15 protein-coding genes and 5 tRNA genes are annotated in these 14,446 nt (G+C 48.8%); 10 read left to right on the top strand and 10 right to left on the bottom strand.

What is annotated here, in order from left to right; genetic code table 11:
- The first annotated feature begins 15 nt into the window (after positions 1–15).
- The 5 genes from AC3ITG_RS06810 to AC3ITG_RS06790 are packed head-to-tail and all read left to right on the top strand — an operon-like array spanning position 16 to position 4,467.
- Positions 16–405 (top strand): urease subunit beta, encoded by a 390-nt coding sequence (locus AC3ITG_RS06810; RefSeq protein WP_489253231.1) that lies wholly within the window; start codon positions 16–18, stop codon positions 403–405.
- A complete protein-coding gene (ureC, locus tag AC3ITG_RS06805; RefSeq protein ID WP_489253230.1) occupies positions 402–2,120 on the top strand; it encodes an urease subunit alpha in 1,719 nt (572 codons plus the stop codon). Before AC3ITG_RS06810 ends, ureC begins: the two co-directional genes overlap by 4 nt.
- A 15-nt stretch (positions 2,121–2,135) precedes the next feature.
- The gene (locus tag AC3ITG_RS06800; protein WP_489253229.1) at positions 2,136–2,834 is read left to right on the top strand and encodes an urease accessory protein UreF; all 699 of its coding nucleotides are present in this window, start codon (positions 2,136–2,138) and stop codon (positions 2,832–2,834) included.
- A 33-nt stretch (positions 2,835–2,867) separates the two neighbouring features.
- A complete protein-coding gene (ureG, locus tag AC3ITG_RS06795) occupies positions 2,868–3,590 on the top strand; it encodes an urease accessory protein UreG (RefSeq protein WP_053781689.1) in 723 nt (240 codons plus the stop codon).
- Positions 3,523–4,467, top strand: a complete 945-nt coding sequence (locus AC3ITG_RS06790) for an urease accessory protein UreD (RefSeq protein WP_489253228.1) — start codon at positions 3,523–3,525, stop codon at positions 4,465–4,467. The genes ureG and AC3ITG_RS06790 overlap by 68 nt, the downstream gene beginning before the upstream one ends.
- A 170-nt stretch (positions 4,468–4,637) precedes the next feature.
- Here the strand turns inward: AC3ITG_RS06790 and AC3ITG_RS06785 are convergent, their stop codons facing one another.
- The 4 genes from AC3ITG_RS06785 to AC3ITG_RS06770 all read right to left on the bottom strand — a co-directional run bounded on the left by AC3ITG_RS06785 (position 4,638) and on the right by AC3ITG_RS06770 (position 5,581).
- On the bottom strand, positions 4,638–5,054 hold the full coding sequence (locus AC3ITG_RS06785; protein WP_489253227.1) for a helix-turn-helix domain-containing protein: 417 nt from the start codon (positions 5,052–5,054) through the stop codon (positions 4,638–4,640).
- A gap of 172 nt (positions 5,055–5,226) precedes the next feature.
- Positions 5,227–5,309: transfer RNA gene (locus AC3ITG_RS06780), tRNA-Leu, on the bottom strand.
- A gap of 17 nt (positions 5,310–5,326) precedes the next feature.
- Positions 5,327–5,402 (bottom strand) — tRNA-Lys (locus AC3ITG_RS06775).
- Positions 5,403–5,509: 107 nt separating this feature from the next.
- Positions 5,510–5,581 (bottom strand) — tRNA-Glu (locus tag AC3ITG_RS06770).
- Positions 5,582–5,887: 306 nt separating this feature from the next.
- On the opposite strand from AC3ITG_RS06770, the gene AC3ITG_RS06765 reads away from it, so the two are divergent.
- Both AC3ITG_RS06765 and AC3ITG_RS06760 read left to right on the top strand, forming a co-directional pair.
- On the top strand, positions 5,888–6,664 hold the full coding sequence (locus tag AC3ITG_RS06765) for a DeoR/GlpR family DNA-binding transcription regulator (protein WP_413376173.1): 777 nt from the start codon (positions 5,888–5,890) through the stop codon (positions 6,662–6,664).
- 3 nt (positions 6,665–6,667) lie between these two features.
- Positions 6,668–7,564, top strand: a complete 897-nt coding sequence (locus tag AC3ITG_RS06760; protein WP_413376171.1) for a Cof-type HAD-IIB family hydrolase — start codon at positions 6,668–6,670, stop codon at positions 7,562–7,564.
- Between the two features lie 57 nt (positions 7,565–7,621).
- On the opposite strand, the gene AC3ITG_RS06755 is transcribed toward AC3ITG_RS06760, so the two are convergent.
- Positions 7,622–8,293: an MgtC/SapB family protein gene (locus tag AC3ITG_RS06755; RefSeq protein WP_079695276.1), complete on the bottom strand. Its 672-nt coding sequence runs from the start codon at positions 8,291–8,293 to the stop codon at positions 7,622–7,624.
- A 210-nt stretch (positions 8,294–8,503) separates the two neighbouring features.
- Positions 8,504–9,118 carry a flavin reductase family protein gene (locus AC3ITG_RS06750; protein ID WP_489254429.1) on the bottom strand — a complete coding sequence of 205 codons (615 nt, stop codon included), beginning with the start codon at positions 9,116–9,118 and terminating at the stop codon, positions 8,504–8,506.
- Between the two features lie 156 nt (positions 9,119–9,274).
- On the opposite strand from AC3ITG_RS06750, the gene AC3ITG_RS06745 reads away from it, so the two are divergent.
- The gene (locus AC3ITG_RS06745) at positions 9,275–9,973 is read left to right on the top strand and encodes an ArsR/SmtB family transcription factor (protein ID WP_489253226.1); all 699 of its coding nucleotides are present in this window, start codon (positions 9,275–9,277) and stop codon (positions 9,971–9,973) included.
- Between the two features lie 229 nt (positions 9,974–10,202).
- Here the strand turns inward: AC3ITG_RS06745 and AC3ITG_RS06740 are convergent.
- The 3 genes from AC3ITG_RS06740 to AC3ITG_RS06730 form a co-directional block, all read right to left on the bottom strand.
- Positions 10,203–10,291 (bottom strand) — tRNA-Ser (locus AC3ITG_RS06740).
- Between the two features lie 5 nt (positions 10,292–10,296).
- Positions 10,297–10,372: transfer RNA gene (locus tag AC3ITG_RS06735), tRNA-Asn, on the bottom strand.
- A gap of 171 nt (positions 10,373–10,543) precedes the next feature.
- Positions 10,544–11,005, bottom strand: a complete 462-nt coding sequence (locus AC3ITG_RS06730; protein WP_489253225.1) for a SprT family protein — start codon at positions 11,003–11,005, stop codon at positions 10,544–10,546.
- A 120-nt stretch (positions 11,006–11,125) separates the two neighbouring features.
- Here AC3ITG_RS06730 and AC3ITG_RS06725 point away from each other — a divergent pair, with 120 nt between their 5' ends.
- Both AC3ITG_RS06725 and cmpA read left to right on the top strand, forming a co-directional pair.
- Complete coding sequence (locus AC3ITG_RS06725; RefSeq protein WP_024630711.1) at positions 11,126–11,482, top strand: hypothetical protein; 357 nt, start codon at positions 11,126–11,128, stop codon at positions 11,480–11,482.
- Between the two features lie 232 nt (positions 11,483–11,714).
- On the top strand, positions 11,715–11,858 hold the full coding sequence (gene cmpA, locus AC3ITG_RS06720; protein ID WP_090808144.1) for a cortex morphogenetic protein CmpA: 144 nt from the start codon (positions 11,715–11,717) through the stop codon (positions 11,856–11,858).
- Positions 11,859–12,010: 152 nt separating this feature from the next.
- On the opposite strand, the gene AC3ITG_RS06715 is transcribed toward cmpA, so the two are convergent.
- Complete coding sequence (locus AC3ITG_RS06715) at positions 12,011–14,233, bottom strand: Tex family protein (RefSeq protein ID WP_413376165.1); 2,223 nt, start codon at positions 14,231–14,233, stop codon at positions 12,011–12,013.
- Positions 14,234–14,446 lie beyond the last annotated feature (213 nt).

Here is a 14,446-nt window from a genome sequence, read left to right as displayed (position 1 = left end):
AGGCAGGAGAACTCCATGATCCCTGGTGAATATCGCTTAAAACAGGATGATGAAATCGTCTGTCATCCCGATCGCTCAACCGTGCGTCTGATTATACTAAACCGCGGCGATCGTCCCGTTCAGGTCGGTTCTCACGTTCACTTCTATGAAGTCAATGCTGCGCTGGACTTTGATCGCCCTTCCGCTTTTGGGCACCGCCTGCATATTCCGGCAGGCACCGCTGTTCGTTTTGAACCTGGTGAAGAAAAACCGGTCGAACTCACCACATTTGGTGGCAAACGTCAGATTTATGGATTTAACGGATTAACCGAAGGATCGGCAGATCAGCCACCTGATCCACAGAAACTGGAAACATTTCTGAAGGCATTTGCTCCCCCTATGCAGGACGGAGGGGAACCTTTATGAAACGAATGAGCCGCGAACAATACGCGTCCATGTTTGGACCCACAACCGGGGATGCCGTCAGACTGGCGGATACAGAACTATGGGCAGAGATTGAGCATGATTATGCTGTCTATGGGGATGAAAGCAAATTCGGCGGTGGCAAAGTTATTCGGGACGGGATGGGCCAGTCCACATCTGCCCTTCGCAGTGATGGAACGCCTGATACAGTCATCACCAACGCCATCATCATCGATCATTGGGGGATTGTAAAAGCGGACATCGGTATTCGCGATGGCCTCATCTGCGCAATCGGCAAATCCGGCAACCCGGATACGATGGATGGAGTCGATCCCGCGCTGGTTATTGGCGCATCGACCGAAATCATTGCCGGGGAAGGCATGATTGTGACCGCAGGAGGCATTGATACCCATATTCATTTTATTTGTCCACAACAGATTCAAACGGCATTATCTTCAGGAGTAACAACCATGATCGGCGGCGGTACAGGACCCGCAACCGGAACCAAAGCCACCACCTGTACACCTGGAGCCTGGCACATCCACCGGATGCTGGAGTCCGCAGAAGCATTTCCCATGAATATCGGTTATCTCGGCAAAGGCAACAGTTCCAGCACCGCTCCACTAATTGAACAGATTGAAGCCGGTGTCATTGGACTGAAGCTGCATGAAGATTGGGGCACAACGCCAAGCGCTATCGATGCCTGTCTGACCGCAGCCGGAGAACATGATGTTCAGGTAGCCATTCATACCGATACGCTGAACGAGACCGGATTTCTCGAAAATACGCTCGCGGCCATTAACGGACGCACGATTCATACCTACCACACAGAAGGTGCTGGCGGCGGACACGCGCCGGATATTATTCGCGCTGCCGGAGAGTCTTACGTCATCCCCTCTTCAACCAACCCAACACGTCCTTACACACGCAATACTGTAGAAGAACATCTTGATATGCTGATGGTTTGTCACCATCTGGATCCGTCCATCCCTGAAGACGTTGCCTTTGCCGATTCGCGGATTCGGCCCGAAACGATCGCGGCCGAAGACATTTTGCATGATCTTGGTGTATTCAGCATCATCAGTTCCGATTCGCAGGCGATGGGTCGTGTTGGCGAAGTCATTATTCGCACCTGGCAAACCGCCGACAAGATGAAAAAGCAGCGTGGCAAACTTGAACTGACCTCAGGCTCCCCGTCTGATAACGATCGAATCAAAAGGTATGTCGCCAAATATACAATCAATCCGGCTATCGCTCACGGAATAGGCCATCTCGTTGGTTCCGTGGAGGTTGGCAAGTTGGCCGACCTGATCGTCTGGAACCCGGCCTATTTCGGGGTAAAGCCCGAGATGGTCATCAAGGGCGGCATGATCACCTTCGCCCAGATGGGTGACCCCAACGCTTCGATCCCTACGCCGCAGCCCGTATTCGGAAGGCCGATGTTCGGTGCTTACGGCGGCGCACTCGCCAAAGGGTCGATCACTTTTGTCTCCCAAGCCGCAGCAGATGCGGGAATTAAGGAGGCGCTAGGTTTGAACAAGCGCGTGGAACCCGTCAAAGGCTGCCGTTCGGTGAGCAAAAAAGACATGATTCACAACGACGTGACGCCCAGCATTGAAGTCGATCCTGAAACTTATGAGGTACGGGCTGATGGCGAGCTTCTCACCTGCGAGCCCGCGGATGAGCTGCCGATGGCACAACGCTATTTCATGTTTTGACAAAGGGGGCCACGCATGATGATGCACAGCGGCACGAAGTTACTCCGTTATGTTCAACTGCTGGATTCTGCCCTGCCCATTGGCGGGTTCTCCCACTCGTTCGGTCTGGAGGCATACACTCATGATGGCAGGATACGGACCACCGCCCAACTCGAACAATTCATTCGCGGCCAGCTTCATTCCAGCCTCGTACGGCTCGATGGTCTCGCCATCAAAGGTGTCTACCAGGCCATTGAGCAACAAAAGGCCGCCCTTCTAGCCCTTTACGACAAACGTGTACACGCCCAGCGAACCCCCAGGGAACTGCGGGAAAGCGGGTACAAGATGGGGAAGCGATTACTCAAACTCGCGAGATCACTTTACCCGTGGATGGACTTTTCTCTAATCGATGAAGCCGTTCAGGAACATGGTGCTTTTTGTGGCATTACAACGATTCACGGCTACATCAATTATCAACTGGAAATTGGACTGGACGAAGCCGTCACCGGACATCTGTACACTTCTGTTAATGCTTATGTAAATAGCGCCTTGCGTCTTCTGCCCATTGGGCAAACCGAAGCACAGATGCTGATCCAGAAACTTTTGAATGATATCGACTCTGAATGGTCTCAATTCCGGAATAACGACCCGGAAGACATGCACAGCTTCGGTATTGCCCAGGAAATCTATGCTATGCGGCACGAGAGCCTGCCAGCCCGTCTGTTCATGTCCTAACTACATTAATTCAAAACCAAGGAGGAATTTGTTATGTGTGGAGGAGCTAATCATACGCATCATGCGGAATGGGAACGTAAGGTATTTGATCGGAGTCGACCAATGCGAATCGGAATCGGTGGGCCGGTAGGTTCAGGAAAAACGGCCCTAGTAGAGAAGCTGTCCAAGGCACTGCGTACACGCTACAGCCTGGCCGTTATTACCAATGATATATACACGAAGGAAGATGCCGAGATTTTGCTGCGTCAGAATGCGCTCGCACCGGAACGTATTATCGGTGTAGAGACGGGAGGATGCCCACATACCGCTATTCGCGAGGATGCCTCAATGAATTTCGAAGCCGTTGATGAGTTGATTGAACGCTTCCCGGACCTACAACTGATCTTTATCGAAAGCGGCGGCGACAATCTCTCGGCTGCATTCAGCCCGGAACTGGCGGACGTATTCATTTACATTATTGATGTGGCTCAGGGGGAAAAACTACCTCGCAAAGGTGGTCCGGGTATTACCCGTTCTGACCTCCTGCTCATTAACAAGACTGACCTTGCCCCTTATGTTGGCGCAAGCCTGCAAGTAATGAAGGATGATACTGAACGGGTACGCGAAGGACGGCCGTATGTGATGTCGAACCTGATGAGCGGTGAAGGGGTATCCGAAATCGTCCATTGGCTTGAACATCAATATATGGATGACGATGCTTCCGCTGCGCATCTGCATACACACACCCATGAGCACGGAACGACTCATAGCCACTAATTCCTCTTCCTCTTTACATGGAGTTGAACATGGACTGAATCGCAGCACTGGAGAGGCCGTGATACGCCGCAGCGAGCTTCGGGCTACTTTCGCCCTCCAAGGCGGGCGCACCGTCATGACTGATCGGTATTACAGCGCCCCTCTCCGGTTCAGCCGATCCTTTCGACCTCCGGGTGGCGGAGATGAATTATGTGTATACACTTCAGACGTCTCTCCAGGCGTACTGAACGGTGACCATTATCGATCCGAATGGCAATTGGGCCAGAACACTCACTTAATGCTAAGCAGCACATCAGCCACGAGGCTTCATCCCACACCTACTATTCCGTCATCTGTGAACCATCACTTTCGGCTGGAGCAAGGAGCGGTGCTGGAGTACTTCCCTGAATGCGTTATTCCGTTTAAAGGTAGCTCATCCTCACTCACCACGACCTTCGAGTTGGGTGAACAAGCAATACTTGCGTATGCGGATATCTGGTCCGCTGGACGGATTCATCGGGGAGAAGTCTTTCAGTTCAAGCGATATCGCAGTCTGACAGAAATCTGGCAAGGGAAGCAATTGGCCGTATGGGATCGCTTCGGGCTCGAACCAGAATCGGACGATCCAAAATCACCCGCAGCGTTGTTAGACTACACCCATACTGCGGCTTTATGGATGATCGCCCCTGGATTGGGCGCAGCACAGTTGGAGTCCGTACGGTCCATTTTGCCCCCAGATGGTCGCATGCTTGCCGGAGCTAGCTTGCTCGCTACAGGCGGGATTGGTGTTCGTTTGCTCGGAATGGCTGCCTGGGAACTTCAGGAGCAATGCCTTCAGATCTGGAACACCCTTCGCTCCGATCTTTTGGGTAAACCTAGCCTCACATTCCGCAAGTGAAGTCTACACGTCTATCAGACTAACAACTTTCGGAATCGCATGTTCATGTTGCAACGAGTTCCAAAGAAAAAACCTCTGAACCACTCTCCGACGGGTTTCGGATGTATTCAGAGGTTTTTTTATAATATACGCAGATAATCCAGCCAAGTTGTAGCTTTCGCTAACTTGTACTATAACAGCTCGTCTCCTTTGGGCTTATCTTCTCCCTTGTAACGAAAGCCGCCTGAATCCCTGCTTTCCTTGGATTTGCGATAACGGGTAAATTCAATATATTCACTGATAAAAGACTGTTCCACAGTCGATAATTCGCTTTCTTGGCAATTCAATTGCCTCAACACGTCAAAAAAATAATCCTCCCGTTTTTCCCGTACCATCGCCTCCTTGGATGGACGCCCAATCATGAGCCAGTCAAGGCTCACATCAAAAAACGAAGCAATCTCAATTAGTTTATTCGTACTCGGAATAGATTTACCGCGTTTCCAGTCACCCAGATTGCCCGTGCTGATCTTCAGCTGTTGGCAGAAAGCCTTCTTGGTCATTCCTCGTTCGGCAATTAGGTGTTCAATTCGCTCATAGATCGACTGCATACAGAACCGCCTTCCAACCGTAATAATCAATACATGTACCTAAATTATACCACAACCTTCCTGAATCCTCAGCCTTTTAATCCCAGGAATACGTTCTGGTATTTCTCATAACACAAAGATAGACTCCCATGAATAATCATGAGAGTCTATCTTATAACGTTTGTTGCTGTGATGCGGTCGAGAGGACTCGAACCTCCACGGGTATACACCCACTACCCCCTCAAGATAGCGTGTCTGCCATTCCACCACGACCGCATATTCAATTGTAAAAATGGTGAGCCATGAAGGGCTCGAACCTTCGACACCCTGATTAAAAGTCAGGTGCTCTACCAACTGAGCTAATGGCTCTTGCTGTAACTTCACCGGATGTGCCATGCGTAACTCTTTTGTTTAGGAGCTATGACTTTTTGAGGATTCCTCATCAGGATTGTACATCCCTGAGGTGGTGAAGATAATGACCCGTAGGGGATTCGAACCCCTGTTACCTCCGTGAAAGGGAGGTGTCTTAACCCCTTGACCAACGGGCCTTGTAAACAAGTTGTCTTTCTTGGCGACAAGAATGAGTATATCATAGGCCAACTTAAATGTGCAACACTTTTTTTCAAACTTTTTTATGCACTCCTTTTCACCCTTCTCCATGAGGTCAAGAGCGTGCTCACGCCTGAAATGTCTTTCACAAATTTATCACCGTAATCATCGCAATTTGTTAAATTGATATCAAAAAACTTAAATATACTTACATTCACTTATAATATTGCAAATATCATTATTAGTACTTATAATTAACCTAGCAGTTATATACACGGTCAGATACGTATAAGGAGGCGGCACGTTTGTTTCAGGAAGAACGAATGCAGCTGATTATTGAACATTTGCGTAAACACAATCGCATCTCTGCTGATGATATTGTATCCCTCTTTGACGTTTCCCGGGACACAGCACGAAGGGATCTGATCAAGCTTGAAGAACAGGATGCCATTATCCGAACGCGCGGCGGTGCAATTCTCCCCGTTCCACCAGATGAGCACCGATCCTATAAAGATCGTTTGCTCCACATTTCCGATGAAAAAAGAGCTATTGGCAAGCTAGCCGCTGCTATCGTCCGCCAAGGCGAACACATTATTCTGGATTCTTCCACTACAGTGCAGACTTGTGCCGAAAATCTAAACGGCAAGTCCTGTACCGTCATCACCAATTCCATTTATTCAGCTGAACTTCTCTCCAATCATACCGCTGTCGAGATTCGTTTGCTGGGCGGCAAAGTCGATAAGGAGCAACGTTACGTCTATGGTACTTCAGTGATTGAAACTCTTTCCCATTATTATGTAGACAAAGCCTTTATCGGCATTGGCGGAATTACGATGGACGGCTTCAGTGCCTCTGAAGAAGAAGGAAAGATCAAGCACAAAATGATGCAGGCTGCGAAACAGGTTATTGTACTCGCTGACCATTCCAAGTTTGATAGGCGTTATGGTTATCGTTTTGCGGACTGGTCACTCGTTGATATGTTAATTACAGATCAATGGCCTTCCCAAGATTGGCGAACCTTTCTGGCCGAACAACAAGTCGAGATTCTCATTCCTGAACCTACAATTGAAAAGGAGTTGTAACATATGAAATTATTTGCTACCGATTTAGATGGAACCCTATTGAACAGAGACAGTCAGATCAGCCCGGAAAACGCAGCTGCAATCCATAAGGCGCAACAAGAAGGATTGAAGATTACGATTGCTACAGGCCGGGTCTATTCCGACGTATTAACTATAAGCAGCGAAGGCGGAATTAACACGCCAGTCATTGGCTCCAACGGAGCTACCATCCACGATGTCAACGGTGAACGCCTATTCCATCTCCCACTTGAGCGTGAAACGGCCGCATCCGTCATGCAGTGGCTGGAGGATCATCATTGCTACTACGAGGCCTCCACACAACAGGGTATTTACGCTCCTATAAGCAGCCACGAGGCGATGCTCGCTGAGATGGATCGCATCCTGGGTTCGAGTCCTGGGGAGGATATTGAACGCCTTATTCGAGCTGTTAAAAAGCACTATGACAAGAAAGACTATCACCGCGTAAACTCCCATCAGGAAATCCCTTCCGAAGCTTACATTTACAATATTATGGCCTTTTCAATGGATCCGGCTCAATTGCAGCAGGGACGCGAATACTTTGCTTCTCGCTCCGATGTAGCCATGGTGGTGTCCTCTGAACACAACTTCGAAATGCAGCATCCTGATGTATCCAAAGGTAACGCCTTAAGCAAACTGGCAGCTCATCTGAACATTTCCATGGAAGATACAGCAGCCATTGGTGATAACTTCAACGATGTATCCATGCTGAAAATGGCAGGACTCGGTATTGCCATGGGCAATGCTGAACCGGAGATTAAGGCGCTTGCCAAGGCTATCTCCTTGACCAATGTGGAGCATGGTGTCGCACATGCCATTCAGTGTGTTCTTGAAGGCAAGCCCGTTTCCCGGCCGGAGACCGTCGTTGAAGGCGGTCAGTAATCGATTGTCGTGATAGCTTGGCATTGCGCGACATAACGAACTAGCGATAGCCTGGGCTCACCTCATATCAACGGATCGAACGTGAGGCACATCCTGCAATAAAACAATTAATTGCTCGGCACGATATGATCCAGGCAGTTGCAGAGTGAATTCAAGTACAGTCTCCTCCCCGGAGTCTGTGCTTATTTGCTGTTCTGTTTTGAACCCAACCACCGAGATTTTCTCCTGTCCCAGCAAAGCCAATACGGTTTTGAGGGTGTCCCCTTCCTTTAGCAGTCGAATGGTCAGCGTCTCTGTTCTCGCGGACACCAACCAGCGTGTCGGCCGATGCAGCAGCATCTGTGCCACTACAATAAGCAGCGTTACCCCAGCCCCAGTCCAATATAATCCCGAACCCACAGCCAGTCCCATTCCTGCAGTCGCCCAGATTCCCGCCGCTGTCGTCAATCCCCGGACCGTGTGGCGCTGTGTGAAGATCATCCCGGCTCCAATGAAGCCAACCCCACTGACCACCTGTGCGGCAATCCTGGATGGGTCAAGCGAGAGATTCGCCCAGCCTGCCTGATCCTGAAAGCCATACTTAGATACAATCATCATCAATGCTGCACCCACCGCAACAACAAAGTGTGTACGTATCCCCGCTTCCTTCATTCGGTTCTTGCGCTCATATCCGATCAACACGCCGCATATACCAGCTATGAGTACACGCATTAAGTATTCCATTTCCATGTTCATCACCTCTCTTATGTATATGCTTACATGTATCTTTCTTTACTATTTACCCAATCCCTGCCTAATAAAATAACCGAATTCTTTGATTACTCGCATGAAATCTCAATGGAGCCTCAATATAGATAGAAAGAAGCGGCACCCCAACCGACCCCACTTCATATATTCTGGATTACTTATTGGTTGTCTATGCTATACAGACCATATACATCACTTCTCTGCCCGAAAACTCTCCCCACGCCTTTCTCCAAGTCCATAATAATGTCGGAAATTATAAATTAAAGGATTCCACTTCTCTGGGTTAATCTTGTTCAAACCTGATATCAGTCGGGCATGTGCGTGTACCTTCAACGCTTTCACTTCCACAATCGCCATGAAAGGCGTATGTTCGGGAATACGAATGTGTTGTACCGCGGCTTCAATCTGGAGCGGACACTCCGCTATTTTATCCGGCTCAACTTGAATTGAACCTTGGGGCGTTAGTCCAGAGACGGCAAATTTATCATCGCAAAACTCAAACCCCATCTTCCTTTTCTCTTCAGGAACGGGATATATTCCGGTATAACGACCCAGTCCCTCAACCTGCTCCCACATGGATGCATCCGGCAGATTAATCACACATTCGGGATGACGACTCAGGTTCTCAAAGGCTTTGCCCTGAATACCGACCCCAAGTACCAGGCAGTCGCCCAGTGCCCAGGATGAAGAAAGCGGAGACAGGTTTGTCGTCCCATCTCCGTTTAACGTGCTCAGCAACAGTACTGGTGTGCCATAGTACAAAATACTTGGAGTTATCACCTCGTGCTGTATCAATTCGCTGGTCAAGCCCCGTTGATGCTCTGGTCCAAACTCTTCTTGCGTTCTATCATTGGTATGCAATGTTTCTTCCTCCATTCTTCAATCCATCCCTTCCATTCTCTTGGGTTCTAATTCATGCATGATTGAATTGTAATACACCAATAGTTAAGGTATCATCGAAGTATGAATACATATCCGAATATTTCTGTTATTGCATCGTTAATTGCTGATCCCAGTCGTGCTATTTTTTTGGAAGCTTTGTTGGATGGTCGTGCCCTTCCTGCCGGCGAACTTGCTTACATGGCGGGTGTTACTCCTCAAACGGCAAGCAGTCATCTCGCCAAGCTGGTCGAAGGCGGGCTGCTCGTCGTTGAACAGCAAGGACGACATCGATACTATCGTCTCGCAGGCAAAGAGGTTGCTTTTCTGATTGAGACGATGGGTAGTATCGCCGCACCAGTACAAGTGAGATCCCTCAAACAGTCCAACCAGCTCCAACATCTAAGCTTTGCTCGAACCTGTTATGGGCATCTTGCCGGAAAATTGGGGATATCGTTGTGTGAAGCTTTATTGCGGGAAGGTTATCTTGAAGAGCCTGAGGATGAGCAGGCCAAGGATTACCACATTACAGAGAAAGGGATTCAATGGTTCACTTCTTTTGGCATTATCCTTGATGGGAAAGCCGGATCACGCCGCGCTGTGGCTCGCAAATGTTTGGATTGGAGTGAACGTCGTCACCATATCTCCGGAGTACTGGGAGACGAACTGGGACGCCGCTTGTCTGAATTGGACTGGACCCGTCAGAAGGCAGGCAGCCGTTCGGTTGAAGTCACGGAAGCTGGCAAGAAGGGTTTGTACGAGGAATTGGGCATTTCATTATAGGGACGCAATCGGACATTCTTGTACATTGACAAAATGAAGATACATCAAAAATCCCCCTCTTCAGTAACCGTTAACGGATACTGAAGAGGGGGATTTTGTTTTGTTTGATTCAGAACGGAGAGAGAGGGATACTCTCACTTCATTCGAGACTGCGATGTATTCCTTCCGAAGCGTATGCTTCGACGAACCTTTAGGGTTCTCATCCCTTATACAGAGATGTATATCAGAACGGAGAGAGAGGGATTCGAACCCTCGCACCGCTTACGCAGTCTAACCCCTTAGCAGAGGGTCCCCTTATAGCCACTTGGGTATCTCTCCAAGAATGGCTCCCCGAACAGGGCTCGAACCTGTGACAACTCGATTAACAGTCGAGTGCTCTACCAACTGAGCTATCAGGGAATATTGATCTTGAATAACCTAAATTTATCATGATTAATATTCCAAGTCAACATGCCTCCGGTGACTTTCTTTATAAGCTTCAGATACTCCCATAAATGCTCACCAGGGAGCATATTGCATATAGTCTTGTGGTCTTGTGGTAAGAAGTGTTGGTTCCAAAAAACGTTCACTTCAGATGGTATGAATCCCCAACTTGCCCGCACATCGACCACAGCGGTACCGCTTCGGATCAACTTTACGTTTACGCAAATATTCCGTGCCACAGCTCTTGCATACCAGCTTATAGCGATACGGTAATGGCTTTCTGCCCTTTCCATCCGGAAGGGATTGACAGAACCGCGAACCGCCCACCTTCTGCAACAAGGCCTTGAATTCAGGATCACGGTGTTGGTAGCCGCGTCCACGAATGTGAAGATGGTAGTGACATAGTTCATGCTTGATGATTTTCTCAACCTCTTCCCGCCCATAGGCTTCGAGCTGATGAGGATTAATCTCTATTCGGTGACTCTTGAGCATATAACGCCCACCTGTAGTGGTCAGACGACGGTTAAACAGCGCCTCGTGAGTGAACGGAACACCGAAATGATCCAGTGACACCTGCTCAATCCAATGCTGCAATTCCTCATTTTCCATCGGTTCTCCCTCCTTTCACAACCTTTGGGCCATTTGTTTTTCCGCCATAATACTTGAATTTTAACCGTTTCGTAGGCTACACTGTCAAGTAGAATGTATGAGGGGAGATTATTACTCGTTATGCCTACAATGCGCTACGTCATCCTGCAGCAGGAACAGCAATTGCAGTTTGTGGAAATGCCTGCCGATTACGCTTATCAACTCAGTGCGCTCAACCTGCGCCTGCACAAAGAAATTGACAAACTTACCGCAGCAGATGTACCTGTTCTGCCTTGGGCAATCGCCGAATGTGACAATCTTGATCTTCTGGACGAGCAACTCTCCATCATCGGAGGCCTTGATTATATCAATGCGCTTGAACAAAGCTTCGCAGCACTAAGAGAGAGTGAATATCCTTTGATTTCCCTGCTCACTGAGATCCGAGCCCTTCAGGCTCAATTAGAGCAATGGTATGAAGAAGAGATGGAATCACTCTAATCCACTTATGGACTTATTATTAATGCAGGATGGAACCAAAAGCGCATCTCCTAAAAGCGGAGGTTGCGCTTTTTTTCATTTTTTTCAACCCTACATTCATAGGCCCCGCTCTTCAGTACATATCCGTATAGATATTGAATTTTCCGAGTTCCTCACGGGTTAATCCGCACAGTCCAGGCTATTGCCACATATGTTAACGTACAGATGAATTATGCAAGAGGAGGAGATACCCTTGCCTCAATGGCTTTGCAATCAACTGATGCGTGCATTTCACAAAAAGGACAGCAGACAGATCAAGCTGCTGAACGAATGCTGGTTCTTTTACCGAAACAAACCGACAAGTGGCACCCCGCGCAGCGCGGACAGCGAACTCTAAGAATCTGACGCCACTCTCTCCGTCCACTTCAAGCTCTCACTTCTTTCATAAAATCCCTTCGAAGAATACAGTACGGGCAACAGTACTATTATAACTGACAACAAACAGCCTTCCCATTACAGGGAAGGCTGTTCTCCGATCATTGTGTTGGATTAGGAAGACTGCTTAGAAGAAGCAGGCTTCTTCATCGTGAGGCCGACACGACCTTTTTTGGTATCCACGTTCATCACCCAAACCGTTACATTATCCCCGACAGATACAACATCCATCGGATGTTTGACATAACCGTTACTCAGCTGTGAGATGTGGACAAGTCCGTCACTCTTGATGCCGATATCAACAAAGGCACCAAAGTCGATCACGTTACGAACCGTACCTTGCAGCTCCATGCCTTCCACCAAATCCTCAATTTTGAGCACATCTGTGCGGAAGATCGGTAGCGGCATTTCCTCACGCGGGTCACGACCCGGACGCTGCAAGCTGTCCAGAATATCACGCAGTGTAGGCACACCCACATCCAGCTTCACAGCCAGCTGTTCTGGTTGTTGCTCAGACAGGAGAACAGACAGTTCCTTGCTGCCCAGCTTGTCCAGCGCAACCTGAAGCTCCTTAAAGAGCTGATCAACGACCTTATACGATTCAGGGTGAATCGGTGTGCGATCCAGCGGATTCTCACCTTCGCCAATCCGCATAAAGCCTACACATTGCTCATAGGTTTTGGCGCCCAGACGCGGCACCTTTTGCAACTGGCGACGATTCGTGAACCGGCCGTTCTCTTCGCGGTATTTCACGATATTTTTAGCAATCGTGGCATTTACACCCGCAACATAGGACAGCAGTGAAGGCGAAGCCGTGTTCACATCCACGCCCACATGGTTAACTGCGGATTCCACAACAGCCTTCAGGCTTTCTTCCAATATTTTTTGAGATACGTCATGTTGGTATTGGCCTACACCAATGGCTTTTGGATCGATTTTAACCAACTCAGCCAGCGGGTCTTGCACCCTACGGGCAATCGAAGCAGCACTCCGCTCAGCAACGTCAAGATCCGGGAATTCTTCCTGGGCTAGCTTGGATGCAGAATACACACTCGCTCCAGCTTCATTGACGATCAGATACACGAGACTTTCGTCCCCGTTCTCCTGAATAATCTCGGCAACAAACTGTTCTGTTTCCCGGGATCCGGTACCATTACCGATGACAATCAATCCGATATCATATTGCTTGATCATCCGATGGAAAACCTCGGCAGCTTCACGCTTCTTGTTATGTGGTGGCGTTGGGTACGTAACAGCCACTTCGAGCAGCTTGCCCGTATCGTCGACCACAGCCAGTTTACAACCGGTACGGTAGGCAGGATCGACACCAAGCACACGTTTGCCATGAATCGGCGGCTGAAGCAGCAGATTACGAAGATTAGCCGAGAATACGGATATCGCTTGGTTTTCACCTTTTTCCGTCAGTTCTGCACGAACCTCACGCTCAATCGAAGGGGCAATCAATCGTTTGTAAGCATCTTCAACCACAGCACGCAAAATGTCCTGGACCGCAGATGCACCCTTAATGATTTGTCCTTCCATATGACGGTGAGCCGGTTCAGGCTGCACGTCCAGACCCACTTTCAAAATGTTTTCACGTTCACCGCGGTTAATTGCGAGAATACGGTGAGGAGGCATTTTTTTGGCTAATTCACGATAATCATAGTAGTTCTCGTATACAGACTCCTGCTCAGCATCCTTCGCTTCCGAAGTCAGCATGCCATGATCGAGCGTATAACGACGAATCCATGCACGAATAGCAGCATCATCTGCAATATTCTCAGCCAAAATGTCTTTGGCTCCCTGAAGTGCGACCTCTGCATCTTCTACCCCAAGTTCAGCATTGATATAACGCGCAGCTTCCTCCAGAACATTCCCTTGCTTCGGTTGACCCCAGATCCAGATAGCGAGTGGTTCGAGACCTTTTTCCTTCGCCACACTGGCACGGGTTTTCCGCTTCTGACGAAACGGACGGTACAAGTCCTCCACTTCCTGCAGCTTGACTGCCTGCTTGATGGATTGTTTCAATTCTCCGGTCAGCTTGCCTTGTTCCTCTATAATACGGATGACTTCCACTTTGCGGTCTTCCAGATTGCGCAAGTAAACAATGCGCTCTTCAATGAGCCGCAGCTGGTTCTCATCCAGCTCTCCAGTCATTTCTTTACGGTAGCGGGCGATAAATGGAATCGTATTGCCTTCGTCCAGAAGCTCCGACGTTGTGCGGACCTGCTTCAAGGACAGTGACAGTTCCTTGGCTACCTGTTTGATGATTCGTTCATGGCGTTCTGCCTTTATTGTTTCTTCATTGGGTTCCAGAACCGTTTCCTGTTCAGACAAATAAATCCCTCTTTCCTTCCTGAATCGTTCAGTTGAAGCTTGTTCAGGGCAGCTTTGCTGCTGTAATCACAGTATCGAACCTGCATTCATGCAGATTCCTCTCCCCTATATTATCACAAAATCCCGTTCAGATTTCCAGCATTCGTCCAGGTTACAAGTTCTTACAATTGAGATTACGTACCAAACCTTCCTCTCAGCCATAAGAAAAGACCG

The organism is Paenibacillus sp. GL_099_B, assembly GCF_057835695.1.
Note: the sequence above shows the minus strand (reverse complement) of the source record. Positions and strands in the feature narration are given on the sequence as shown.